This is a genomic window from Variovorax sp. P1_H2 (genome assembly GCF_056405295.1).
Window position 1 is genome coordinate 11,152 of record NZ_JBFUCJ010000082.1, and the last position, 22,887, is coordinate 34,038.

At 69.9% G+C, this 22,887-nt stretch carries 21 protein-coding genes; 17 read left to right on the forward strand and 4 right to left on the reverse strand.

Annotated features, from left to right (window positions below; all coding sequences use genetic code 11):
• Positions 1-94 precede the first annotated feature (94 nt).
• From AC1D2E_RS24100 to AC1D2E_RS24135, 8 genes are read left to right on the forward strand one after another with little or no spacing between them, the layout of a single operon-like run.
• Complete coding sequence (locus AC1D2E_RS24100) at positions 95-1,897, forward strand: TonB-dependent receptor domain-containing protein (RefSeq protein ID WP_478199734.1); 1,803 nt, start codon at positions 95-97, stop codon at positions 1,895-1,897.
• The gene (locus AC1D2E_RS24105; RefSeq protein WP_478199735.1) at positions 1,894-2,460 is read left to right on the forward strand and encodes a bifunctional adenosylcobinamide kinase/adenosylcobinamide-phosphate guanylyltransferase; all 567 of its coding nucleotides are present in this window, start codon (positions 1,894-1,896) and stop codon (positions 2,458-2,460) included. Before AC1D2E_RS24100 ends, AC1D2E_RS24105 begins: the two co-directional genes overlap by 4 nt.
• Entirely contained in the window at positions 2,457-3,317 is an 861-nt protein-coding gene (locus tag AC1D2E_RS24110) for an ABC transporter substrate-binding protein (protein ID WP_478199736.1), read from the forward strand. The genes AC1D2E_RS24105 and AC1D2E_RS24110 overlap by 4 nt, the downstream gene beginning before the upstream one ends.
• Positions 3,314-4,318: a FecCD family ABC transporter permease gene (locus tag AC1D2E_RS24115; RefSeq protein ID WP_478199737.1), complete on the forward strand. Its 1,005-nt coding sequence runs from the start codon at positions 3,314-3,316 to the stop codon at positions 4,316-4,318. The genes AC1D2E_RS24110 and AC1D2E_RS24115 overlap by 4 nt, the downstream gene beginning before the upstream one ends.
• 17 nt (positions 4,319-4,335) lie before the next feature.
• Positions 4,336-5,109 carry an ABC transporter ATP-binding protein gene (locus AC1D2E_RS24120; protein ID WP_478199754.1) on the forward strand — a complete coding sequence of 258 codons (774 nt, stop codon included), beginning with the start codon at positions 4,336-4,338 and terminating at the stop codon, positions 5,107-5,109.
• 26 nt (positions 5,110-5,135) lie between these two features.
• Positions 5,136-5,705: a cob(I)yrinic acid a,c-diamide adenosyltransferase gene (cobO, locus tag AC1D2E_RS24125; RefSeq protein WP_478199738.1), complete on the forward strand. Its 570-nt coding sequence runs from the start codon at positions 5,136-5,138 to the stop codon at positions 5,703-5,705.
• Positions 5,702-6,655: an adenosylcobinamide-phosphate synthase CbiB gene (cbiB, locus tag AC1D2E_RS24130; protein WP_478199739.1), complete on the forward strand. Its 954-nt coding sequence runs from the start codon at positions 5,702-5,704 to the stop codon at positions 6,653-6,655. Before cobO ends, cbiB begins: the two co-directional genes overlap by 4 nt.
• The gene (locus AC1D2E_RS24135) at positions 6,652-7,656 is read left to right on the forward strand and encodes an aminotransferase class I/II-fold pyridoxal phosphate-dependent enzyme (protein WP_478199740.1); all 1,005 of its coding nucleotides are present in this window, start codon (positions 6,652-6,654) and stop codon (positions 7,654-7,656) included. The genes cbiB and AC1D2E_RS24135 overlap by 4 nt, the downstream gene beginning before the upstream one ends.
• A gap of 1 nt (position 7,657) precedes the next feature.
• Here AC1D2E_RS24135 and AC1D2E_RS24140 read toward each other — a convergent pair whose 3' ends face one another.
• A complete protein-coding gene (locus AC1D2E_RS24140; RefSeq protein ID WP_478199741.1) occupies positions 7,658-8,572 on the reverse strand; it encodes a LysR family transcriptional regulator in 915 nt (304 codons plus the stop codon).
• A gap of 166 nt (positions 8,573-8,738) precedes the next feature.
• Here AC1D2E_RS24140 and AC1D2E_RS24145 point away from each other — a divergent pair, with 166 nt between their 5' ends.
• The 4 genes from AC1D2E_RS24145 to AC1D2E_RS24160 all read left to right on the forward strand — a co-directional run bounded on the left by AC1D2E_RS24145 (position 8,739) and on the right by AC1D2E_RS24160 (position 15,857).
• Positions 8,739-9,602: an alpha/beta hydrolase gene (locus AC1D2E_RS24145; RefSeq protein ID WP_478199742.1), complete on the forward strand. Its 864-nt coding sequence runs from the start codon at positions 8,739-8,741 to the stop codon at positions 9,600-9,602.
• 210 nt (positions 9,603-9,812) lie between these two features.
• Positions 9,813-11,057 carry an efflux RND transporter periplasmic adaptor subunit gene (locus AC1D2E_RS24150; RefSeq protein ID WP_478199743.1) on the forward strand — a complete coding sequence of 415 codons (1,245 nt, stop codon included), beginning with the start codon at positions 9,813-9,815 and terminating at the stop codon, positions 11,055-11,057.
• Between the two features lie 28 nt (positions 11,058-11,085).
• The gene (locus AC1D2E_RS24155) at positions 11,086-14,340 is read left to right on the forward strand and encodes an efflux RND transporter permease subunit (protein WP_478199744.1); all 3,255 of its coding nucleotides are present in this window, start codon (positions 11,086-11,088) and stop codon (positions 14,338-14,340) included.
• A 32-nt stretch (positions 14,341-14,372) separates the two neighbouring features.
• On the forward strand, positions 14,373-15,857 hold the full coding sequence (locus AC1D2E_RS24160; protein WP_478199745.1) for an efflux transporter outer membrane subunit: 1,485 nt from the start codon (positions 14,373-14,375) through the stop codon (positions 15,855-15,857).
• 22 nt (positions 15,858-15,879) lie between these two features.
• On the opposite strand, the gene AC1D2E_RS24165 is transcribed toward AC1D2E_RS24160, so the two are convergent.
• Positions 15,880-16,128: a hypothetical protein gene (locus tag AC1D2E_RS24165; protein ID WP_478199746.1), complete on the reverse strand. Its 249-nt coding sequence runs from the start codon at positions 16,126-16,128 to the stop codon at positions 15,880-15,882.
• Positions 16,129-16,253: 125 nt separating this feature from the next.
• Between AC1D2E_RS24165 and AC1D2E_RS24170 the strand changes: the two genes are divergently transcribed.
• The 4 genes from AC1D2E_RS24170 to AC1D2E_RS24185 are packed head-to-tail and all read left to right on the forward strand — an operon-like array spanning position 16,254 to position 20,102.
• On the forward strand, positions 16,254-17,723 hold the full coding sequence (locus AC1D2E_RS24170) for a cobyric acid synthase (protein ID WP_478199747.1): 1,470 nt from the start codon (positions 16,254-16,256) through the stop codon (positions 17,721-17,723).
• Entirely contained in the window at positions 17,720-18,763 is a 1,044-nt protein-coding gene (cobT, locus tag AC1D2E_RS24175) for a nicotinate-nucleotide--dimethylbenzimidazole phosphoribosyltransferase (protein WP_478199748.1), read from the forward strand. Before AC1D2E_RS24170 ends, cobT begins: the two co-directional genes overlap by 4 nt.
• A complete protein-coding gene (locus AC1D2E_RS24180) occupies positions 18,760-19,557 on the forward strand; it encodes an adenosylcobinamide-GDP ribazoletransferase (RefSeq protein ID WP_478199749.1) in 798 nt (265 codons plus the stop codon). The genes cobT and AC1D2E_RS24180 overlap by 4 nt, the downstream gene beginning before the upstream one ends.
• Positions 19,554-20,102, forward strand: coding sequence for a histidine phosphatase family protein (locus AC1D2E_RS24185; RefSeq protein ID WP_478199750.1), 549 nt, complete (start codon positions 19,554-19,556; stop codon positions 20,100-20,102). Before AC1D2E_RS24180 ends, AC1D2E_RS24185 begins: the two co-directional genes overlap by 4 nt.
• Before the next feature lie 3 nt (positions 20,103-20,105).
• Here AC1D2E_RS24185 and nth read toward each other — a convergent pair whose 3' ends face one another.
• The gene (nth, locus tag AC1D2E_RS24190; protein WP_478199751.1) at positions 20,106-20,744 is read right to left on the reverse strand and encodes an endonuclease III; all 639 of its coding nucleotides are present in this window, start codon (positions 20,742-20,744) and stop codon (positions 20,106-20,108) included.
• Between the two features lie 195 nt (positions 20,745-20,939).
• On the opposite strand from nth, the gene AC1D2E_RS24195 reads away from it, so the two are divergent.
• Positions 20,940-22,127 carry an aminotransferase-like domain-containing protein gene (locus AC1D2E_RS24195; protein ID WP_478199752.1) on the forward strand — a complete coding sequence of 396 codons (1,188 nt, stop codon included), beginning with the start codon at positions 20,940-20,942 and terminating at the stop codon, positions 22,125-22,127.
• Between the two features lie 65 nt (positions 22,128-22,192).
• On the opposite strand, the gene AC1D2E_RS24200 is transcribed toward AC1D2E_RS24195, so the two are convergent.
• Entirely contained in the window at positions 22,193-22,582 is a 390-nt protein-coding gene (locus tag AC1D2E_RS24200; RefSeq protein WP_478199753.1) for a hypothetical protein, read from the reverse strand.
• Positions 22,583-22,887: the final 305 nt, after the last annotated feature.

Here is a 22,887-nt window from a genome sequence, read left to right on the forward strand (position 1 = left end):
GAAAATCTGCGTTTCTTCCACGCGCGTGTCCCGCAGCGCTTCACCGTGGCCGCGTCCGCGCGCCCATGCCGTCTCGCTGGCCGTCGCTTCCCTGATGGCTGGCGTTGCCGGGCTGCCCGCACCGGCCTTGGCCCAGGAGGCCGCCGCGCCTGCGCTGCCCGAAATGGTGGTGACCGCCACGCGCGTTGCCACCCGTGCCGACGAACTGGTGTCGGACACGGTGGTCATCGAGCGGGCCCAGATCGAGCAGCAGGCGAGCCGCACGCTGCCAGAAATCCTGGCCCGCATGGCCGGGGTCCAGATCTCGGCCACCGGCGGCCTGGGCAAGGGCAGCAGCGTCTACATCCGCGGCGCCGAAGCGCGCCACACCATCCTCTTGATCGACGGCGTGCGCTACGGCTCGGCGACCCTCGGCACGCCGGTCTGGGACAACATCCCGGTCGAACTGATCGACCGCATCGAAGTGGTCAAGGGACCGGCCTCGGCGCTCTACGGCAGCGACGGCGTCGGCGGCGTGGTGCAGATCTTCACGCGCAAGGCGGCGCCGGGCGAGACGATATTCAACCCGCGCGCCTCGACCACCCTCGGCAGCGACAACTACAAGCAGATCACCGGCGGCTTCAGCGGCGCCTCGGGGGCGGCGACCTACTCGCTCGACCTCACGCGGACCCTGGTCGACAGCTTCTCGTCCACCAACCGCAACGTGCAGTTCGGCAACTTCAACCCCGACCGCGATCCGTTCTCGCAGACCGGTGCCAACGCCTCGTTCGGCTACCAGCTCAATCAGGACTGGAAGGTCGACGCCGGCATGCTCTATGCCGATGGCCTGAACCACTACGACGACGGCCCGGGGCGCGACACGCGCGGCATCCTTCGGACCGAGAACGGCTATGTCGGTGTCACCGGCCGGGTGCTGTCGAATTGGACCACCCAGCTGCAATACTCGCGCAGCGAGGACTACAGCCGCGCCATCGTGGCGGCACCGTTCAACGTGCCGGGCCTGTTCGACACGACGCAGAACCAGTACCTCTGGCAGAACGACATCGTGACCTCGATCGGCACCGTGGTGGCCGGCCTCGAGCGCCGCGAGCAGGACGTCAACAGCGACACCCGGTACACCGTGACCGATCGCACCATCGACTCCGGCTTCGTCGGCCTGAACGGCAACGCCGGCGCCCACAGCTGGCAGGTCAATGCGCGGCACGACAGCAATTCGCAGTTCGGCGATGCCGACACCTGGTTCGCCGGCTACGCCTATCGCATCACGCCGAACTGGCGCGTCAGCCTGTCGCAGGGCACCAGCTTCGCGGCACCGTCGTTCAACCAGCTCTACTACCCGGGCTTCGGCAATCCGGCGCTGCAGCCCGAGGAGGGCAAGAACACCGATGCCAGCATCACCTGGACCCAGGGTGCCCATACCGTCAAGCTGGTGGGCTACGACAACAAGATCCAGGGCTTCATCACCAGCACCACGCTGCCGCAGAACATTCCCGAGGCGCGCATCACCGGCGGCACGCTGAGCTACGACGGCCAGTTCGACGGGCTGGGATTGCACGCCAGCTACGACTCGCTCGATCCGCGCAACGAGGTCACCGGCAAGCAACTGCCGCGCCGGGCGAAGAACCAGGCGACGCTGGCGATCGACTACAGCACGGGACCCTGGAAGCTCGGCGCCTCGGCGCTCAGCGTGGGCAGCCGCTTTGACGACGCGGCCAATACGCGCACACTCGGCGCCTACACCACGATCGATCTCTATGTGGACTATCGCTTTGCCAAGGACTGGACGGTGCAGGGCCGCATCACCAACCTGACCGATGAACACTACGAAACGGCCTTTGGCTACAACCAGGCCGGATTCGGCGCCTACCTGACCCTGCGGTGGCAACCGAAGAAATGAGCATCGCCCGCCGCGAACTGATCCTCGGGGGACAGAAGAGCGGCAAGTCGCGCCGCGGCGAGCACCTGGCCGCGGCGTGGCTGGCGCGCTCTTGCTCGCACCGCGCGGTGCTGGTCGCCACGGCGCGGGCCCTGGACGAGGAGATGCTGGCGCGCGTCACCCGGCACCGCGAGGACCGGGCGGCGCGGGTGCCTGCCCTGGTCACGGTCGAGGAGCCGGTGGCGCTGGCGCAGGCGATCCGCGAACGCGGCGGTCCCGGCACGCTGGTGCTGGTCGATTGCCTGACCTTGTGGCTGACCAACCTGATGATGCCCTTCGGGGCGCCGCGCGCGCCCTTGCCGGTCGATCGCGCGGTCGCCGAGTTGCTGTGCGCGATCGATGAGGCGCCCGGGCCGCTGGTGCTGGTCGGCAACGAGATCGGCCTCGGCGTGATCCCGCTGGGCCGCGAGGCCCGCGCCTTCGTCGACGCGCTGGGCTTGCTGAACCAGCAGGTCGCCGCGGCCTGCGAGCGCGTCACGCTGATGGCGGCCGGGCTGCCGCTGAGCATCAAGGACGCCTCATGAGGGGCCTCGTCCGGCTGTGGCTCGCCGCGTGCCTGTGCGCGCTGGCGCTGGCTGCCCAGGCGATCGTCGTGACCGACGAACGCGGCGTCGGCGTCGAGCTGCCGAAGCCGCCGCGGCGCATCGTGACCCTGCTGCCGTCGCTGACCGAATCGGTCTGCGCGCTCGGCGCCTGCGACCGGCTGGTCGGCGTCGACCGCTATTCGAACTGGCCGGCTTCGGTGCGGGGGCTGCCGCAGGTCGGCGGCGGCATCGACCCGAACGTCGAGGCCATCGTCGCGCTCAAGCCCGACGTGGTGCTGCTCGCGAAGTCGTCGCGCGTCACCGACCGGCTCGAGGCGCTCGGGCTCAAGGTGGTGGTGCTCGAGCCGAAGAACCATGCCGATGTCCGGCGCGTGCTCGATGCGCTGGGCCAGGTGCTGGGCGCGGGCGATCCGCGGGCGGTTTGGCGCGAGATCGACGCCAGCGTGTCGGCGGCGGCGCAGTCGCTGCCCGAGAGCGTGAAGCGCACGCGCGTGTATTTCGAGGTCAACAGCGCTCCCTATGCGGCCGGCGAGGCGTCCTTCATCGGCGAGACTCTCGCGCGGCTCGGGGCGAAGAACATCGTGCCGCCCTCGCTGGGTCCGTTCCCGAAGCTCAATCCCGAGTTCGTGGTGCGCGCCGATCCCGACCTGATCATGGTCGGCGAACGCAGCGCCCAGGGGCTGGAGCAGCGGCCGGGCTGGGGTCGCATCAAGGCCGTGCGCGAGGGCCGCATCTGCCGCTTCACGGCCGAGCAATCCGATGTGCTGGTCCGGCCCGGGCCGCGCATGGGGGAAGCGGCGCGCCTGATGGCCGAGTGCCTGCAGGAGCGCCGGTGAAGGGCGAGCATCGTCGCGCACTGCTGCTGGGCATTGCGCTGCTGCTGGCGGGCGTGGCGCTGCTGGCGCTGGGCGCCGGCATCGGCAGCACGGGTTTCGAGAACCTGCTGGCGGCGGCCGTCGATCCCGTGGCGCTGCAGATCGTGCGCGACATCCGTCTGCCGCGCACGTTCGGCGCCTGGCTCGCGGGCGCGCTGCTGGGGCTGGCGGGTGCGGTCGCACAGGGGCTGTTCCGCAATCCGCTGGCCGATCCCTATCTGCTCGGCAGCGCCTCGGGTGCCTCGCTCGGCGTTGCGCTGGCGCTCTGGCTGTTCGGCTTGTCGCCGACCAGCACGCAGTGGGTGGTGCGGCTCGGGCTCACGGGCGCGGCCTTCCTCGGCGCCGTTCTGGCGGTGCTGCTGACCTTGCTGCTGGCGCGCGGCGTGCAGCAGACACTGAGGCTGCTGCTGGCGGGCGTGATCGTCGGCGTCGTGCTCGGCGCCGCCAAGGACCTGCTGACCATCGCCTCGACCGACATCCTCCAGGCCATCCAGGGCTTCATGCTCGGCAGCACGGGCCTGGTCGGCTGGGGCGCGTGCGCCGTCATGGGCGGGGTCGGCGCGGTCTGCCTGCTGCTCGCCTGGGCGTTGGCGCCGGTGCTCGACGGCCTGGCGCTCGGCGAGTCGACGGCGGCCAGCCTCGGCTTGCCGCTGGGCGCGATGCGCGCCGCGCTGGTCGCGGTGCTGGCACTGGCGACCGGCGCCGCGGTGGCGCAGACCGGGCTGATCGCCTTCGTCGGTCTGGCGGCGCCGCACCTGGTGCGATCGGTGGTGAAGACCACGCATGCGCGGCTGATCGTGCTGTCGACCGCGATGGGCGGCCTGCTGCTGATGGCCGCCGACCTGCTGGCACGCTGGCTGGTCGCGCCGCAGGAACTGCCGGTCGGCGTGCTGACCGCGGTGCTCGGGGGCAGCTACCTGCTGTGGCTGATGCACCGGCGCAGCGCGCGGGGTGGGTTGTGAGCCGCCCGATGGCCGCGATGGACCGGGCCGCGCTGGAAGCACGCGGCGTCACGGCTCGGCTGGGCATCGCAGAGGTGCTGCATGGCATCGATCTGTCGCTGGCGGCAGGGCGCTGGACCAGCATCGTCGGACCCAACGGCGCCGGCAAGTCGACCTTGCTCAAGGTGCTCGCCGGCCTGCTGGCACATGGCGGCGAAGTGCTGATGCAGGGGCAGCGGCTGAATACGCTGTCCGGACGTTCGCGTGCGCGGCGGCTGTCCTGGCTGGGCCAGGGTGGGGCGGGCGAAGGCAGTGCCGACGACCTGATGGTCTACGACGTCGCGATGCTCGGCCGCCTGCCGCACCAGCGTTGGCTGGCCGCGCCCAGCGAGGCCGATTGCGCGGCCGTCGAGCGCGCGCTGCGCAGCACCCAGGCCTGGGAATGGCGCGACCGGCCGCTCGGCCAGTTGTCGGGCGGCGAGCGGCAGCGGGTGCTGCTGGCGCGCGCGCTGGCGGTCGAGGCCGAACTGCTGCTGATGGACGAGCCGCTTGCCAACCTCGATCCGCCGCACCAGGCCGACTGGATGCGGACGGTGCGCGCGCTGGTGGCCGAAGGCCGCACCGTGGTCAGCGTGCTGCACGAGCTGAATGCCGCGCTCGCCGCCGACGCCATGGTCGTGATGGCCGGAGGCCGGGTGCTGCACCACGGCGCCTGCGGCGATGCCGCGACCCATCGCGCGCTCGAGGCCGTGTTCGACCATCGTGTCGCCCTTCACCACGTGGCCGGCCAGTGGCTGGCCGTGCCGCATTAGAGAAGAGAACCACAGCAGGAAACGCAATGCACATCGAAACCCCGCCCAGCGAGAAGCCGTACGAGAAGCCCGAGGGCGAACGCCGCGGCCTTGTGATCGTCAACACCGGCGATGGCAAGGGCAAGAGCACGGCCGCCTTCGGCCTGGCTTTGCGGGCCCATGGCCGCGGCAAGGCCGTGAAGATCTACCAGTTCATGAAGGTGCCGTCGGCGCGCTTCGGCGAGCACCGGATGTTCGAGCAGCTCGGCATTCCGATCGAAGGCCTGGGCGATGGCTTCAGCTGGAAGAGCCAGGACCTGGCGCATTCGGCGCAGCTGGCGCGCGATGGCTGGGAGAGGGCGCGCGCTGCGATTGCCTCGGGCGAGCATTTCCTCGTCGTGCTGGACGAGATCACCTACCCGTTGATCTACGGCTGGCTGCCGCTCGACGGCGTGCTGGAGACCTTGCGGATGCGGCCGAAGGAGGTGCACGTGGTGCTGACCGGACGCCGCTGCCCGCCCGAGATCATCGCGCTGGCCGACACCGTGACCGAGATGCTGATGGTCAAGCATGCGTTCAAGGCCGGAATCCCCGCGCAGCGGGGCATCGAGGATTGAGCTCGGTCGGAGCCCTCTGGCTGGCACTCGCGATCGACCGCTGGCTCGGCGAGCCGCCTGCTCGCTGGCACCCGGTGGTCTGGATCGGGCGCTACCTGGGGTGGATCGGTCGGTGCATCGCTTCGCCGGCCGGTGCGCCGGTGCGAAGGTTCGCAGGCTTTGCCGGCGGTGCGATCGCCTGGTGCGTCGGCGCCGCAGTGGTCGTCGCAGCAGCCTGCGCGGTCGCGGCGGCTGCGAGCCGGGTGCCGATCTGGGCGGGCATCCTGCTGACCGGCATCGCCCTCAAGCCGCTGCTCGCCTGGCGCATGCTGCGCGACGAGGTGCTGGCGGTCGAGGCGGCGCTGGGCCGCTCGCTTGACGAAGGCCGAACGCAGCTGGCCAGGCTGGTGAGCCGCGACGTGTCGGCGCTGAACACGGTCCAGGTGCGCGAAAGCGCGATCGAATCGCTGGCCGAGAATCTCAACGATTCGCTGGTGGCGCCGCTGTTCTGGTTCGCGCTGCTCGGCTTGCCGGGCGCGGCGCTCTATCGCTTCGCCAACACCGCGGACGCGATGTGGGGCTACCGCGGCGAGCGCGAAGGCCGGCAGTGGGAGTGGGCCGGCAAGTGGGCGGCGCGCGCCGACGACCTGCTGTCGTGGCTGCCCGCTCGACTGACGGCGTTGCTGCTGCTGTGCTGCTCGCCCGGCAACGGGCCGGACGGCGTGGTGAGGGCGGTGTTTCGCGAAGCGCGCCGGACCGCGTCGCCCAACAGCGGCTGGCCCATGGCCGCGATGGCGCTGTGCCTGGGCGTGCGCCTCGCCAAGCCCGGCATCTATGAACTCAACGCACAGGGCCGAACGGCTTGCGCCGCCGACACCGCGCAAGCGGTGCGCTGGGCCGCGCGCGCGGTCCTGCTGGCGGGCCTCTGCGGGACGGCTGCATGGGCCGGCCTGACGACGGTATTCCAATGAACGCCTCCGAGATCTTCGAACTGATGCATGGCGGGCCCGATGCCCAGGGCGCAGCGCCGCACGACTTCTCGACCAACGGCAATGCCAGCGGACCGTGCCCTGCGGCGCTGCAGGCGCTGCAGGCGGCGGACGCCGGCCGTTATCCCGATCCGCACTACCTGGGCTTGCGCGAGCGGCTGGCGAGCTTTCATGGCGTCGATGCGCGAAGGATCGTGATCGCCGCGAGTGCCAGCGAATTCATCGGCCGGGTCACGGCGGCCGTATCGCAGGGCGGCGGCGGGCGGGTCCAGTTGCCGCCGCACGGCTACGGCGACTACCTGCGCGCCGCCAGGGCCTGGCATTTCCAGCCCGCGACCGCCGGCGGCGCGGCTGACCTGGTCTGGTGCTGCGACCCCGGCAGCCCGCTGGGCCAGCCGCAAGCGAACCTGGCGCAATCGGTGGACCGGTTGAGCGCCGGCTCGACCTGCGTGCTCGATCTCGCCTACGAACCGCTTCGCCTCGAGGGCGTGCTGGCCCTGTCCGGCGAGCAGCGCAACCGCGTCTGGCAGCTCTGGACCCCCAACAAGGCACTGGGCCTGACGGGCGTCCGGGCGGCCTATGCGATCGCCCCGCTGGCGGCGCAGGACATGCCGGCGCGCCTCGCCCGGCTCGCGCCTTCCTGGCCGCTGGGCGCGCACGGCGTGGCCTTGCTCGAGGCCTGGACCGGCGAGGCGGCGCAGCAGTGGCTGGCCGGGAGCCTCGCCACGCTCCGCGCATGGAAGGCCGAGCAACTGGCGCTGTGCGACGCGATGGGCTGGCGCTGCCTGCCGAGCGTGGCCAATTTCTTCTGTGCCGAGCCGGATGTCGCCCATACGCCTGCGCGCATCGCGGCGCTCAGGCAGGCAGGCATCAAGCTGCGCGACATGGCATCGTTCGGGCTGCCGGGGCGGTTGCGACTCGGCGTGCTGCCGCCGGCCAGCCAGCAGGCGCTGCGGCGCGCCTGGCGCGACGCACGCCCCTGAATCAAAGCCGTTGCAGCTGCGGATGCTTGGCGAACAACTCGGCCGCCCAGTCGACGAAAGCCCGCACCTTGGCGCTCAGGTGCCGGTTCGGCGGATACACCACATGCACCGGCAGCGGCGGCCGGGTCCACTCGGGCAGGATCTGCACCAGCTCGCCGCTTGCGATGTAGGGCTCTGCCATGTAGGTGATGACCTGCGACAGCCCGAAGCCGCCGAGCACCGCCGTCATGTGGGCATTGCTGTCGTTGACCGAGACGCGGTAGGGCCCCGCGATCTCGAACTTCTCGTCGCCGCGGTGGAACTCGTCCGGATACATGCGGCGCGTGCTGCCCGAGAAGAAGCCCACCACCAGGTGGCGCTTCTCGATGTCCGTAGGGTGCTGCGGCGCGCCGTAGCGCTTGAGGTAGGCCGGCGAGGCCACGGTCAACCAGGGCAGGTTGCCGATGCGCCGCGCCACCAGCGACTGGTCGGACAGTTCGCCGCCGCGGATCACGCAATCGACGTTGTCGGAAATCAGGTCCACCGCCCGGTCGCTGACCCCGACGTCGACCTGGATCTCGGGGTAGCGGTCGCAGAAGGTCGAGAGCGCGGGCAGGATCACCAGCCTGGCCATCGACGAGCCGACATCGATGCGCAGCCGCCCCGTGGGGTTGGCCTGCGCATTGGTCATGCTGGCCTCGATGTCGTCGAAGTCGTTCAGCAGCCGGGCGGTGCGTTCGTAGTAGGCTGCGCCGTCGGGCGTGACCGTGACGCGCCGCGTGGTTCGGTTGAGCAGCTTCACGTGCAGGCGTGACTCGAGTGCCTGGATCTGCTTGGTGACCGTGCCCTTGGGCAGGCCGAGCGAATCCGCGGCGCGGGTGAACGTGCCGGCTTCGACGACGCGGACAAAAATCCGCATGGCCTGGATCTGATCCATATATGCTGCTCCTGGGGGGTGGCTGGATGCCTGGGGGAGCGGGATTCTCACACAGGCACCTGACGCGATTGTTAGCCGGATGGAAACAGAGTGGGGTCCGGCACCTCGTTGAAGCCTTCCTGCGCCGACTTATATTCCAATCATCGTCCACCCATCGAGGCCGTCCATGTCCAGTCGTTCCACTCAGCAACCTGTCGAAGAAGCCGCCACGGCCGCGGTGCAGGGTGCCGAAACCGACATCCGAATCGAGCTGCCGGACCGGGAGCCGGTGCAAGCCCGCCTGTATGGCCAGCGCCCGCGCGGCGCCACGGTGCCTCTGGTGCTGCATTTCCACGGCGGCACCTTCGTCTGCGGCGATCTCGACAACGGCCGCAGTGTGGCGCGGCTGCTGGCCGGTGCCGGTGCCGTGGTGGTCTCGCTCGACTACCCGCTGGCGCCCAAGGCACCCTTCCCGGAACCGATCGAGGTCGGCTTCGCGGCGCTCGAATGGCTCTACAAGCAGCGCGTCAAGCTGGCGGGCAAGGGCGCCCAGGTGTTCCTCGCCGGCGAGGAAGCCGGCGGCAACCTGGCGGCGGCGGTGGCCCTGATGGCGCGCGACCGGGCCCACCCGCCGCTGGCCGGCCAGATCCTGCTGTCGCCGATGCTGGACCCCTGCGCGGGTACGGCCTCGCTGCGCAAGGCCACCGGCGACGCCACCCAGTGCAAGTGGGCCTCGGGCTGGCAGGAGTACCTCAAGCGCCCGGTCAATGCCACGCATCCCTATGCGGTGCCCGGCGGTTCGCTGAGGCTGGCCGAGGTGGCGCGGACCCTGGTGCTGGTCGGTCAGGACGATCCGATGCGCGACGAGGCGCTGAGCTTCGCGCGGCGGCTCGGTGATGCCGGCATCGCGGTCACCAGCAGCGTGCTGCCGGGCGCTGCGAACTGGCCCGAAGCGCTCTACGAGCCCGAAGGCTCGGGCTGCGCAGCCTGCGAGGCGGTGGTGCAGAAGCACTTTCGCGACTTCTTCAGCGCGGCGCCACCGCCGCAATGAGCGACGGCGCACGGCGAGCCGTGTGCCGAGGGTTCAGACCGGACGGAGCCCCTCCCCAAGATCGAGGTGATGCCACCTCGACCCGAACAGGGCGGTAGCGCCGCCGAGGGGTTTCGTGCGCCCCGCAATGGCTTTTCTTCCCCGCTGTCCTGCGCCACCCGCGCGGGAGGGCACCGTGTTTTCCAAGAGTCACCCAAAGGACCATTCATCATGTCGAAGCCTCAACATTCCTCCCCGGCCCGGCGCGGCCTCTGGCCGGCTGTCACCGGCGTCACGGCGCTGGTGGCGATCGCCTCGGCGGCGCTCGGCTTCCACAGCCTCCATGCCGAGGCCAACGACGTCACGACCATCGCGGCGCCGCGCGCCACGCCGGTCTCGGTGGCCACCGTGGCGGCGACCGAAGTCAACACCTGGGACGAGTTCTCGGGTCGCCTCGAAGCGGTCGAGCGGGTCGACGTGCGCTCGCGGGTCGCCGGTGCGGTGCAGGCCGTGCACTTCCGCGAAGGCGCGCTCGTGAAGCAGGGCGAACTGCTGATCACCATCGACCCGGCGCCCTACGCGGCCGAAGTGGAACGCGCCGAAGCCCAGGTGGCCTCGGCCCAGGCCCGGGTCTCGTTCACGCGCAGCGAGCAGGAGCGCGCACGCCGCCTGTGGGACGAGAAGGCGATCGCCCAGCGCGAGCTGGACGAGCGCAGCAACGCCGGCCGCGAGGCCGAGGCCAACCTGCGCGCGGCGCAGGCCTCGCTGCAGAGCGCGCGCCTGAACCTCGGCTACACCCAGGTGCGTGCCCCGGTTTCCGGGCGCACCGGCAAGCTCGAAGTGACGGTGGGCAACCTGGTGGCCGCCGGCCCCGGCGCGCCGGTGCTGACCACCCTGGTGTCGGTCAGCCCGATCTATGCAAGCTTCGACGCCGACGAGCAGATCGTGGTGCGGGCCCTGCGGGACCTGCCCGGCGGCGCCAGCGCGCGCGGCCGCATCGAGGGCATCCCGGTGCAGATGGGCACCGCCGGCAGCGAAGGCACGCCCTACCAGGGCAAGCTCCAGTTGATCGACAACCAGGTCGATGCCAAGAGCGGCACGGTGCGGGTTCGTGCCGCCTTCGACAACGCCGACGGCGCGCTGATCCCGGGGCAGTTCGCCCGCATCCGCATGGGCCAGGCGCGCAACGACACCGCCTTGCTGGTGAACGAACGCGCGGTCGGCACCGACCAGAACAAGAAGTTCGTGATGGTCGTCGGCGCCGACAACAAGGCCGAGTACCGCGAAGTCGCGCTGGGCGCGCCGGTCAACGGCTTGCGCGTCGTGACCAAGGGCCTCAAGGCCGGCGAACGCGTGATCGTCAACGGCCTGCAGCACATCCGGCCGGGCGCCCTGGTGGCGCCCCAGACCGTGACCATGGACGCCAAGGCCGAAGTGCCGCAGCCGGCCCAGCACGTGGCGGACGCGAAATCCTGATCCCGGCTTCTTCGGGGGAATCCTCATCATGAATCTATCCAAGTTCTTCATCGACCGGCCGATCTTTGCCGGCGTGCTGTCGGTGCTGATGCTGATCGCAGGCCTGATCGCGCTGCGCGGCCTGCCGATCTCCGAGTACCCCGAGGTGGTGCCGCCCTCGGTCGTGGTGCGGGCCAACTACCCGGGCGCCAACCCGAAGGTGATCGCCGAGACCGTGGCGACGCCGCTCGAGGAGTCGATCAACGGCGTCGAGGGCATGCTCTACATGGGCAGCCAGGCGACCACCGACGGCCTGATGACGCTGACCGTGACCTTCAAGCTCGGCACCGACCCGGACAAGGCGCAGCAGCTGGTGCAGAACCGCGTCTCGCAGGCCGAGCCGCGGCTGCCCGAGGAGGTGCGCCGGCTCGGCATCACGACCATCAAGAGCTCGCCCGACCTGACGATGGTGGTCCACCTGCTGTCGCCCAACGGCCGCTACGACATGACCTACCTGCGCAACTACGCGGTGCTCAACGTCAAGGACCGGCTGGCGCGCGTGCAGGGCGTCGGCGACGTGCAGCTGTTCGGCTCGGGCGACTATTCGATGCGCGTCTGGCTCGACCCGCAGAAGGTGGCGCAGCGCGGCCTCTCGGCCAGCGACGTGGTGCGCGCGATCCGCGAGCAGAACGTGCAGGCGGCGGCCGGCGTGGTCGGCGCCTCGCCGGGCCTGCCGGGCGTCGACATGCAGATCTCGATCAACGCGCAGGGCCGCCTGCAGACCGAGGAGGAATTCGGCGACATCATCATCAAGACCGGCAGCGACGGCGCCGTGACCCGGCTGCGCGACGTCGCGCGGCTCGAACTCGGCGCCTCGAGCTATGCGCTGCGCTCGCTGCTCGACAACAAGGACGCGGTGGCGGTGCCGATCTTCGCGGCACCGGGCTCGAACGCGATCCAGATCTCGAACGACGTCCGCGCCACCATGGCCGAACTCAAGAAGAACATGCCCGACGGCGTCGACTTCAGCATCGTCTACGACCCGACCCAGTTCGTGCGCGCCTCGATCGAGTCGGTGATCCACACGCTGCTGGAGGCGATCGCGCTGGTGGTGCTGGTCGTGATCCTGTTCCTGCAGACCTGGCGCGCATCGATCATCCCGCTGCTGGCGGTGCCGATCTCGGTCATCGGCACCTTTGCGGTGATGCACCTGTTCGGCTTCTCGATCAACGCGCTGAGCCTGTTCGGGCTGGTGCTGGCGATCGGCATCGTGGTCGACGACGCGATCGTGGTGGTCGAGAACGTCGAGCGCAACATCGAGGCCGGCCTGAGTCCGCGCGACGCCACCTACCGTGCGATGCGCGAGGTGTCGGGGCCGATCATCGCGATCGCGCTGGTGCTGGTGGCGGTGTTCGTGCCGCTGGCCTTCATCAGCGGGCTCACGGGGCAGTTCTACCGGCAGTTCGCGCTGACCATCGCGATCTCGACCGTGATCTCGGCGATCAACTCGCTGACGCTGTCGCCGGCGCTCGCGGCCTTGCTGCTGCGCGGCCACGATGCGCCCAGGGACGCGCTGACGCGCGGCATGGACCGCGTCTTCGGCCGCTTCTTCCGCGCCTTCAACCGGCTGTTCCATCGCGGTGCCGAGGGCTACAGCAGCGGCGTCAAGGGGGCCATCTCGCGCAAGGCGCTGATGATGGTGGTCTACCTGGCGCTGGTGGGCCTGACCTTCGGCCTGTTCAAGGCGGTGCCCGGCGGCTTCGTGCCGGCGCAGGACAAGCAGTACCTGATCGGCTTCGCGCAGCTGCCCGACGGCGCCACGCTGGACCGTACCGAGGAGGTCACGCGTCGCATGAACGACATCGTCATGAAGCAGCCGGGCGTCGAGCATGCGATCACCTTCCCGGGGCTGTCGATCAACGGCTTCACCAACAGCTCGAACTCCGGCATCGTCTTCGTGAGCCTCAAGGACTTCGACCAGCGCAAGGCGGCGAACCTCAGCGCCGGCGCCATCGCGGGGCAGCTCAACCAGCAGTTCGCGGGCATCCAGGACGCCTTCATCGCGATCTTCCCGCCGCCGCCGGTGCAGGGCCTCGGCACCACGGGCGGCTTCAAGCTGCAGCTCGAGGACCGCGGTTCGCTGGGCTATGCGGCGATGGACGGCGCGGTCAAGGCCTTCATGGCCAAGGCCTACCAGACGCCGGAGCTCGCGGGCATGTTTACCAGCTGGCAGGTCAACGTGCCGCAGCTGTATGCCGACATCGACCGCACCAAGGCGCGCCAGCTCGGCGTGTCGGTGACCGACGTGTTCGACACCATGCAGATCTACCTCGGCAGCCTCTACGCGAACGACTTCAACCGCTTCGGCCGCACCTACAGCGTGCGCGTCCAGGCCGATGCGCCGTACCGTGCGCGGGCCGAGGACGTCGGCCTGCTCAAGGTGCGCTCGGCCAGCGGCGAGATGGTGCCGCTGTCGGCGCTGATGAACATCCAGCCCAGCTACGGGCCGGAGCGTGCGATGCGCTACAACGGCTTCCTGGCGGCCGACATCAACGGCGGCCCGGCGCCGGGCTTCTCCTCGGGCCAGGCGCAGGCGGCGATCGAACGCATCGCGGCCGAGACGCTGCCGCCGGGCATCCGCTTCGAATGGACCGAGCTGACCTACCAGGAGATCCTGGCCGGCAATTCGGCGCTGTGGGTGTTCCCGCTGGCGATCCTGCTGGTGTTCCTGGTGCTGGCGGCGCAGTACGAGAGCCTGACCCTGCCGGCCGCGATCATCCTGATCGTGCCGATGGGGATCCTGGCCGCGATGACGGGCGTGTGGCTGTCGAAGGGCGACAACAACGTCTTCACGCAGATCGGGCTGATGGTGCTGGTCGGGCTGTCGGCCAAGAACGCGATCCTGATCGTCGAGTTCGCGCGCGAGCTGGAGTTCGCCGGGCGCACGCCGTTGCAGGCGGCGATCGAGGCCAGCCGGTTGCGCCTGCGGCCGATCCTGATGACTTCGATGGCCTTCGTGATGGGCGTGCTGCCGCTGGTGCTGTCGACCGGCGCCGGGGCCGAGATGCGCAAGGCGATGGGCATCGCGGTGTTCTCCGGAATGATCGGCGTGACCGCGTTCGGCCTGTTCCTGACGCCGGTGTTCTACGTGCTGCTGCGGCGCCTCACGGGCAACCGCCCGCTCAAGCTGCATGGCGAGGTGCCGCATCTCGATGCCTTCGTGTCGGCCGACCATCCGGCCGGCGGCGGCGCGGGCGGCGGACTGCGCCCATCGCCCGCGGCACCGCTGCGCGACCACGCCTAGGCGCCATGGCGCCCTCCCAAGGAATTTCCATCATGAATGCAAGACTCGAAAACCAAGGCCGGCCCTGGCGCGCCGCGCTGCTGCCGCTGCTCGCCGCTCTGGTCCTGGCCGGCTGCGCGACCGCGCCGGCCGAGCTGCCGTCCTTCACACCCCCGACGCAGTTCAAGGAACAGGCTGCCGCCCCGCAAGGCGCCTGGACCCGCAGCCAGCCCGCCGAGGCGCAGCCGCGCGGCGAATGGTGGCGCAGCTTCGACGACCCGGTTCTCGACCGCTTGATCGAGCGCGCGGATGCCCGCAACAACACCATCCAGGCGGCCGCGGCCCGGCTGGCCGAGGCGCGGGCCGTGGCGCGCAGCGCCGATGCCGACCAGGCGCCGCAGATCGGCCTGGTTGCCGGCGGCGTGCGCAGCGCCGGCCTGGACCGCAACCTGACTCCGCGGCCCTCGACGCTGGTCACGGCCGGCTTCGATTTCTCCTATGAGCTGGACCTGTTCGGCAAGCTCTCGCGCGCCAGCGATGCGGCGCGGCTCGATGCCGACGCCAGCGCCGGCCTGCTGCAGAGCACGCGCCTGCTGGTGCAGGCCGAGGTGGCCCAGACCTACCTGGCGCTGCGCGCGATCGATGCCGAGCGTGCGCTGGTGCGCGGCACGGTCGAGGCCTACCGCGACACGCTGCGGCTGACGCAAAGCCGCGAGCGCGCTGGGGACGTGGCCGAACTCGACGTCGTGCGGGTCGAGACCGAGGTGGCCTCCAACGAGTCCGATGCGATGACACTGGACCGCCGCCGCGCCGATCTGGAGCATGCGCTGGCCGTGCTGGTCGGCGACCTCGCCTCCGATTTCGATGTCGGCACCGCCGAGTGGTCCACTGCCTTGCCGACGATCCCGCCGGGTGTGCCGGCCACTGTTCTGACGCGCCGGCCCGACATCTCGGCGGCGCAGAAGTCGGTGCTCGCGGCGCAGGCCCGGGTCGGCGTCGCGCAGGCGGCGTGGTTCCCCGACATCAAGCTGACCGGCGGCGGCGGCTACGCGTCCGCCGACATCGGCGACCTGCTGAAGTGGTCGGCCCGGTCCTGGGGCATCGGCGCCTTGCTGGCCTTGCCGGTCTTCGACGGCGGCCGCCGCGAGGCCGGCGTGCAGAGCGCATCGGCCCAGCTCGATGGCGCGTTGTCGAGCTACCGGTCGCAGGTGTTGGTGGCTTTCAGGGAGGTCGAGGACCAGTTGTCGTCGCTGCGCATCCTGGAGCAGCAGTCGGGCGTGCAGGCCAAGGCGGTCGCCTCGGCGACGCGCGCCACCGCGCTGTCCGATTCGCGCTATCGCAACGGCATGATCAGCCAGCTCGACCTGCTCGATGCGCGGCGCAGCGAACTGCAGAACCGGCGCCAGGCGCTGCAGGTGAAGTCGGCGCAGTACCAGGCGACCGTGGGCCTGATCCGGGCGCTGGGGGGCAGTTGGGATGCGCAGGCGGTGGCGCTCGCGCCCCCGGGCGACCGGCAGGCGCAGGTCGCGGCGCGCTGAGCGGCCCCGGCCGCGCAGCCGTTCAGCGCCCGACGGGCAGGCCCTGGAAGGCGCTGTGCGCCCATCCGTCGGGATCGGCCAGCTTGCGCAGCTGGTGCGCGCCCATCACGAGCGCATTCGCGTAGGTGGTCTGCGGGTTGGCGGCGCAGTAGATGCCGCTGTAGTGGATCGCTTCGGCGGCGTCGCTTTGGAGGGCTTCCAGGATCACCCAGAAGAACTGATTCTTGTCGCGCTCCTCGACCGTGAGCGCTATGTCGCGTAAGCCTTGCATTCGCCGTGGTTCCCTTTTTTCGTCATGGCGTCGAAGGTAAGGGTGAAATGCATGAATGCTTTAGGATTCATTTCAAGCCGGTCGCCTGGATCGTGAGGAAGATCACGTAATGGACAATCGCGCTCATGAATTCCAATGTGCCAGGCGGCCGGGCCCGCTGCGTCATGGTGCTCGGCACCACCAGCGGCGCCGGCAAGAGCTGGCTGGCCACTGCCCTGTGCCGCTGGTATGCGCGCCAGGGCCTGCAGGTGGCGCCATTCAAGGCGCAGAACATGAGCAACAACGCGCGCGTGGTGGCGGGCGGGGAAATCGGCAGCGCGCAGTACTTCCAGGCCCTGGCGGCGCGCGCCGAGCCCGATGTGCGCATGAATCCGCTCTTGCTCAAGCCCGAGCGCGACACGCACAGCCAGGTGGTGCTGATGGGGCAGGTGAGCCCCGAACTCACGGCGCTGCCCTGGCGCGGGCGCAGCGAGCGGGTCTGGCCGCAGATCGCGCAGGCGCTCGACGGCCTGCGCGCCGAGAACGACATCGTGGTCATCGAGGGCGCCGGTTCGCCGGCCGAGATCAACCTGATGGCGAGCGACATCGTCAACCTGCGCGTGGCGCGCCACGCCGCCGCGCGCTGCCTGCTGGTCACCGACATCGATCGCGGCGGCGCCTTCGCGCACCTCTACGGCACCTGGGCGCTGATGCCGCAAGAAGACCGGGCGCTGCTCGCCGGCTTCGTCCTCAACAAGTTCCGCGGCGATGCCGCGCTGCTGGCGCCGGCGCCGCAGCAGCTCGAGGCGCTGACCGGGGTGTCCACGGTCGCCACCTTGCCGATGTGGTGGCAGCACGGGCTGCCGGAAGAAGACGGCGTGTTCGACGACCGCAGCGTGTCCGGTGGCGAGGTCACGCGGACCGTCGCCGTGGTCGTCTATCCCCGGATCAGCAACCTCGACGAGTTCCAGCCGCTCAAGAACATCGCCGGCGTGCGCCTGCGCTGGGCGCGCAGCCCGGCCGACGTGGCGGGCGCGGACTGGATCGTCCTGCCCGGCTCGAAGAACACCAGCGCCGACCTGTCCTGGCTGCGCGCCCAGGGCCTGGACCGGGCGGTGGCGGCGCACGCGGCAAGCGGTGGCGCGGTGCTGGGCATCTGCGGCGGTCTGCAGATGCTGGGCGAGGCGCTGATCGATCCGCATGGCGTCGATGGCAACGGACCGGGCCTCGGCCTGCTGCCGGTGGTCACGACCTTCGCGCAGGACAAGACCGTGCGCCACCGCGACGCCGCATTCGGCCCGCTGGTTGGACCGTGGGCGGCGCTCTCGGGGGTCGCGGTGCGCGGCTACGAGATCCATCACGGCCAGACCGCCGAGCATCCCGCGATGGCGGCGGCCGGCGACCGTGCCGTCGCCGTGATGCCCGACGCGCTGGCCTGGCAGAACCGCGGCGGCAACGTGCTCGGGCTTTACCTGCACGGCCTGTTCGAGGATCCGGCGGCACTGCAGGCGCTTTTCGGCGTCGCGGCGCGCACGCTCGACGCCGTCTTCGACGGCCTGGCGGACCACATCGATTCCCACTTTGAACCGGGCCTGTTGCGCTCCCTGATCGAATGACCCTTGAACTTCCCTTCATCGACAACCTCGAAGATCCGGCACTCGCTGCCCGCCTGCAACAGCGGATCGATGGCAAGACCAAGCCGGTCGGCGCCCTCGGCCGGCTGGAGGCGCTGGCCCTGCGGCTGGGCCTCGTCCTCGGCACCGAGGCGCCCGCGCTGGCGCAGCCGCAGATGCTGGTCTGCGCGGCCGACCACGGCCTGGCCGCACGCGGCGTGTCGGCCTATCCCAGCGACGTGACCTGGCAGATGGTGCAGAACTTCCTTGCCGGCGGTGCCGCGGTCAGCGTGCTGGCGCGGCAGCATGGCATGGCGCTGACCGTGGTGGACTGCGGCGTGCGCCACGACTTCTCGCCGACCGAGGGCCTGCTGATCCGCAAGATCGCACCCGGCACCGCCGACGCCTCGATCGGCCCGGCGATGAGCGGCGCGCAATGCGACGAGGCCATCGCCAACGGCATGGCGGTGGTGCGCGGGTTGCCGGGCAACGCGCTGCTGCTCGGCGAGATGGGCATCGGCAATTCATCGGCGGCGGCGATGCTGCTGGCGCGCCTGGCGGACCAGGACATCGATGCCTGCACCGGTGCCGGCACCGGGCTCGACGCGGCCGGGCGGGCCCGCAAGCGCGAGGTGCTTCGCGGCGTGCTCGAACGGCATGCCGCGGCCACCGAACCGCTGGAGGCGCTGGCGGCTTTCGGCGGTTTCGAGATCGCCACGCTGGTCGGCGCGGTGCTGCAGGCGGCGCACGAGCGTCGCGTGATCGTGCTCGACGGCTTCATCGCCAGCGCCGCGGTGCTGGTCGCTGCGGCGCTGCGGCCGGAGGTGGTCCAGCGCTGCGTGGCGGCGCACGAATCGGCCGAGCCCGGCCATCGTCTGCTGTTGAATCACCTGCGGCTCGAACCCTTGCTGCAGCTCGACCTGCGGCTCGGCGAAGGCTCCGGCGCTGCGCTGGCCTGGCCGCTGCTCGAGTCGGCGTGCCGCATCCTGCGCGAGATGGCGAGCTTCGAATCGGCGGGAGTCTCGCAGCGGGAGCCTGCGTGAACGGCGTGCGCCACTTCCTGCTGGCGCTGCAGTTCTTCACGCGGGTTCCGGTCACCGGCGGGCTGGCCACCTGGGTCGGGTTCAGTCCGGCGATGCTGCGTGCCAGTGCGGCCCATTTCCCCGGCGTCGGCTGGCTGGTCGGCGCGGTCGGGGCCGGTGTCTTCCTGGGGCTGCGGGCGGGCTTGCCCGGACCGGCCGGCGCCTGCGTGGCGGCCCTGTTGTCGACCGTCGCCACCGTGCTGATGACCGGCGCCTTCCACGAAGACGGATTGGCCGACGTGGCGGATGGATTGGGCGGGTCGGGCGATCGCCTGCGTGCGCTCGAGATCATGAAGGATTCGCGCATCGGCGCCTTCGGTGCGATTGCGCTGGTGCTGGCGCTCGGGCTCAAGGTGGCGCTGCTGGCGGCGCTGGCGGCGCGGGGCCCGGTCGTCGCCGCGCTGGCCTTGCTGAGCGCCCATGTGCTGTCGCGGCTGGCCCCCTTGTTCCTGATCCGCCGGCTGCCCTATGTCGGCGATGCGAACGGCGCGAGCAAGGCCAAGCCGCTGGCCGATGCGATCGGCACCGGCGCCTTGCTCGTCGCCCTGGCGTGGTCGATTCCGGCGATCGTGTTGCTGATGGGGGCGCATGGCATCGGGCAGGGGCTGGCAGCCATCGGCCTGTGCGCCCTGGCCGCACTCTGGATGGCGCGCCTCTTCAGGCGCCGGCTCCATGGCTTCACCGGCGACGGGCTGGGCGCGACGCAGCAGGTCTGCGAACTCGCGATCTACCTGGCATTGGCCTGGCGGCCATGAAACTGCTGTTGATCCGGCATGCGAAGACCACCGCGGCCGACGGTCTCTGCTACGGCCGCACCGACGTGCCGGTGCGCCCCGAGCTGACGCGTGCGGCAGCCGCGCAAGTGGCCTTCGAACTGCCGTCCGGCGCCGCCATGGCCTGCTCCCCGCTGCTGCGCTGCAGCGAGCTGGCCGAGGCCATCTCGGCGCTGCGGCCCGAGCTCCGTGCGGTGCCCGATCCCCGGCTGGCCGAGATGGACCTCGGCGCCTGGGAAGAGCGGCCCTGGGCGGCGATCGATCGCGCCGAACTCGAGGCCTGGAGCCGCGACTTCGCCGACACCCGGGCCGGCGGCAGCGGCGAGAGCACGCGCCAGTTCATGCGGCGTGTCGCCGGCGCCTTCGACGCCTGGCGCGACGGCGGGCGCGATGCAGTGTGGGTGACGCACGCCGGCGTGATCCGTGCGGTGCGGCTGCTGCATGGCGGCGTGCGCGTGGTCGAGCGCGCCGACCAATGGCCGTCCGAGCCGATCGCCTTCGGCGCCCTCGTCAGCTTCGACGTCTGATCCTCAGGGTGCCGGCGTCTTCGGCTTGTAGTCGCACCAGGTCGCCACGGCGCATTGCCAGCACAGCGGCTTGCGCGCCACGCAGACGTAGCGGCCATGCAGGATGAGCCAGTGGTGGGCATGCAGGCGGTAGGCCTCGGGCACCCGCTTCTCGAGCTTCTGCTCGACCTCGAGCGGCGTCTTGCCGGGGGCCAGCCCGGTGCGGTTGCCGACCCGGAAGATGTGCGTGTCGACGGCCATCGTGGGCTCCCCGAAGGCGACGTTGAGCACCACGTTGGCGGTCTTGCGACCGACGCCGGGCAGGGCTTCGAGTTCGGCCCGCGTGCGCGGCACCTCGCCGCCGTGCAACTCGACCAGCATGCGGCAGGCTTCGATCAGGTGCTTCGCCTTGCTGCGGTAGAGACCGATCGTCTTGATGTAGCTCTCGAGGCCTTCGACGCCGAGGTCCAGGATCGCCTGCGGCGTGTTGGCGACCGGGAAYAGCTTGCGGGTCGCCTTGTTGACGCCGACATCGGTGGCCTGCGCCGACAGCAGCACGGCGGCGAGCAGTTCGAAGGGCGAGTCGTATTCGAGCTCGGTCTCGGGCACCGGATTGGCCGCCTGCAGCGTGGCGAAGAACGGCTCTATGTCTGATTTCTTCATCGTGGCGGGGAGTGTAGGGGCCGGCGACCACACGCAGTGAGGGAGCGTGGGGGCGATCCAGGCCGGCGCCGGGCCGCCCCAAGGCGGCCTGCGGCCCCCTCGGGGGGCAGCGACCACACGCAGTGAGGGAGCGTGGGGGCTGCGTCACTGAGGCTGCGACAATCGCCTTCTGCAACACCTCCGAAGAAGGCCCTCATGCAATTCGCTTCCCGCCTGGACAACGTCGAAACCTCCGCCATCCGCGAACTCTTCAAGCTGCTGGGCACGCCCGGCATCATCAGCTTCGCGGGCGGCTTTCCCGACAGCGCGATGTTCGATGTCGAGGGCCTGAAGGAAGCCAGCGCCAAGGCGCTCGCCGAAGAGCCCGGCGGCGCCCTGCAGTACGGCGCCACCGAGGGCTACGACCCGCTGCGCACGCAGCTGTCCGCCTTCATGAAGACCAAGGGCGTCGAGGTCGACCCGAGCGGCCTGATCGTGACCACCGGCAGCCAGCAGGCGCTCGACCTGCTGGGCAAGACCTTGATTTCGCCCGGCGACAAGGTGATCGTCGAAGGCCCGACCTTCCTCGCGACGATCCAGTGCTTCCGCCTCTATGGCGCGCAGCTGATCAGCGCGCCGATCGATGCCGACGGCGTGCGCACCGACGAACTCGAGAAGCTGATCGCCGAGCACAAGCCGAAGTTCGTCTACCTGATCCCGACCTTCGGCAATCCGAGCGGCGCGATGCTGAGCCTGGAGCGTCGCCGCAAGGTGCTCGAGATGGCGGTGAAGCACCAGACGCTGATCGTCGAGGACGATCCCTACGGCGACCTCTATTTCGACCAGGCGCCGCCGCCCTCGATCCTGTCGCTGACGAAGGAAGTGCCGGGCAGCCGCGAGCTGGTCGCGCACTGCGGCAGCCTCAGCAAGGTGCTGAGCCCCGGCCTGCGCATCGGCTGGATGATCGGCCCGGCCGAGCTGCTCGCCAAGGCCACCATGTGCAAGCAGTTCAGCGACGCCCACACGAGCACCTTCGCGCAGGCCACCGCCGCGCAGTACCTCAAGAGCGGCCGCATGCCGGCCACGCTGGCCCATGTGCGCAAGGTCTATGCGGAGCGGGCCCGGGCGATGGGCGAGGCGCTCCGGCGCGAACTGGGCGACGCGGTCACCTTCACGCAGCCGGGCGGCGGCCTGTTCTTCTGGGCCCGCCTGACCGGTGCCGGCGGCAAGATCGCGGATGCCAACGTGCTCGCCAAGCGCGCGATCGAGAAGCTCGTGGCCTTCGTTCCCGGCGCGCCCTTCTTCGCCGAGAAGCCGGACGTCGCGACGCTGCGGCTGAGCTTCGCGACCGCCAATGTGGAGAAGATTCGCGAAGGCATTGCGCGGCTCGGCGCTGCGCTCTGAAGCCTTCGGGGTAAGCGAAAAGGGGAAAGGCGAGCCGCATGCGTCTTTGCGGACGCGGCGGTAAGTCAGCACTCCTCCTTGTCGCAAAGGCACCACTCCCCCATGTTGTTGTCGCTGAACTTGATCTTTCCGCTTGCGTAGCAGGGCGAATAGCGCTCTGTCGTGATGACATGGCTTTCGACCCGATACGCGCGCAAAAAATAGCGCTTGATCTGAGGCGCAGTGGGYCTGAAGCCTTTGCACATTTCTGCAGTTTCGGGGTCTACGGTTGCTCCCCTCACGCTGATCGTCAGCTCTGCGACCGTTAGGGGCGCAGCATCCACAAAGGTCGAAGCCACGAGCAGCAGGAGACTGTAGCGGCTCAAGCTCAATGCCATTTTGCGGTACTCGCTTCCGTAAGATTCTTTCGCGACACCGTTGGATGCGTGAATATTTCCTGCAGGGAAGTGTTCCACGTGTCAGCCAGTTGTCTCACGAGCCATCTCAGCGAGTTGTTCTGGGCGTCTGTCACGCTTTCGTAAATCTTGTTTTGGCACGCATGCCCACTTGGGATGCGCCGTATCGCAGGTTGCACTTCGAGAAAGCGCGTCCCCCGCCCATGTGCCCTTATTTCGTTCGGGCGAATCTGATTTTCCGCTGGGCGTGTTTTTAGCATTCACCCTCTTCGCTGCCATGCCCGTATGTACAAGCGGTGGGATCAAACCACCCATTTTTTTTGTAAAAGAGCCTGGCTATGTCTTCATCGCTCCAAATCAAGGAG

Excerpts from the sequence above, each read along its gene's own strand:
- AC1D2E_RS24135 (WP_478199740.1), top strand. The coding sequence starts at position 6,652 with ATGAACGCCTCCGAGATCTTCGAACTGATGCATGGCGGGCCCGATGCC.
- AC1D2E_RS24120 (WP_478199754.1), top strand. The coding sequence starts at position 4,336 with ATGGACCGGGCCGCGCTGGAAGCACGCGGCGTCACGGCTCGGCTGGGC.
- AC1D2E_RS24185 (WP_478199750.1), top strand. The coding sequence starts at position 19,554 with ATGAAACTGCTGTTGATCCGGCATGCGAAGACCACCGCGGCCGACGGT.
- AC1D2E_RS24145 (WP_478199742.1), top strand. The coding sequence starts at position 8,739 with ATGTCCAGTCGTTCCACTCAGCAACCTGTCGAAGAAGCCGCCACGGCC.
- AC1D2E_RS24170 (WP_478199747.1), top strand. The coding sequence starts at position 16,254 with ATGAATTCCAATGTGCCAGGCGGCCGGGCCCGCTGCGTCATGGTGCTC.
- AC1D2E_RS24195 (WP_478199752.1), top strand. The coding sequence starts at position 20,940 with ATGCAATTCGCTTCCCGCCTGGACAACGTCGAAACCTCCGCCATCCGC.
- AC1D2E_RS24165 (WP_478199746.1), bottom strand. The coding sequence starts at position 16,128 with ATGCAAGGCTTACGCGACATAGCGCTCACGGTCGAGGAGCGCGACAAG.
- cobO (WP_478199738.1), top strand. The coding sequence starts at position 5,136 with ATGCACATCGAAACCCCGCCCAGCGAGAAGCCGTACGAGAAGCCCGAG.
- AC1D2E_RS24160 (WP_478199745.1), top strand. The coding sequence starts at position 14,373 with ATGAATGCAAGACTCGAAAACCAAGGCCGGCCCTGGCGCGCCGCGCTG.
- AC1D2E_RS24155 (WP_478199744.1), top strand. The coding sequence starts at position 11,086 with ATGAATCTATCCAAGTTCTTCATCGACCGGCCGATCTTTGCCGGCGTG.
- AC1D2E_RS24105 (WP_478199735.1), top strand. The coding sequence starts at position 1,894 with ATGAGCATCGCCCGCCGCGAACTGATCCTCGGGGGACAGAAGAGCGGC.
- AC1D2E_RS24150 (WP_478199743.1), top strand. The coding sequence starts at position 9,813 with ATGTCGAAGCCTCAACATTCCTCCCCGGCCCGGCGCGGCCTCTGGCCG.
- AC1D2E_RS24100 (WP_478199734.1), top strand. The coding sequence starts at position 95 with ATGGCTGGCGTTGCCGGGCTGCCCGCACCGGCCTTGGCCCAGGAGGCC.
- cobT (WP_478199748.1), top strand. The coding sequence starts at position 17,720 with ATGACCCTTGAACTTCCCTTCATCGACAACCTCGAAGATCCGGCACTC.
- AC1D2E_RS24140 (WP_478199741.1), bottom strand. The coding sequence starts at position 8,572 with ATGGATCAGATCCAGGCCATGCGGATTTTTGTCCGCGTCGTCGAAGCC.
- AC1D2E_RS24110 (WP_478199736.1), top strand. The coding sequence starts at position 2,457 with ATGAGGGGCCTCGTCCGGCTGTGGCTCGCCGCGTGCCTGTGCGCGCTG.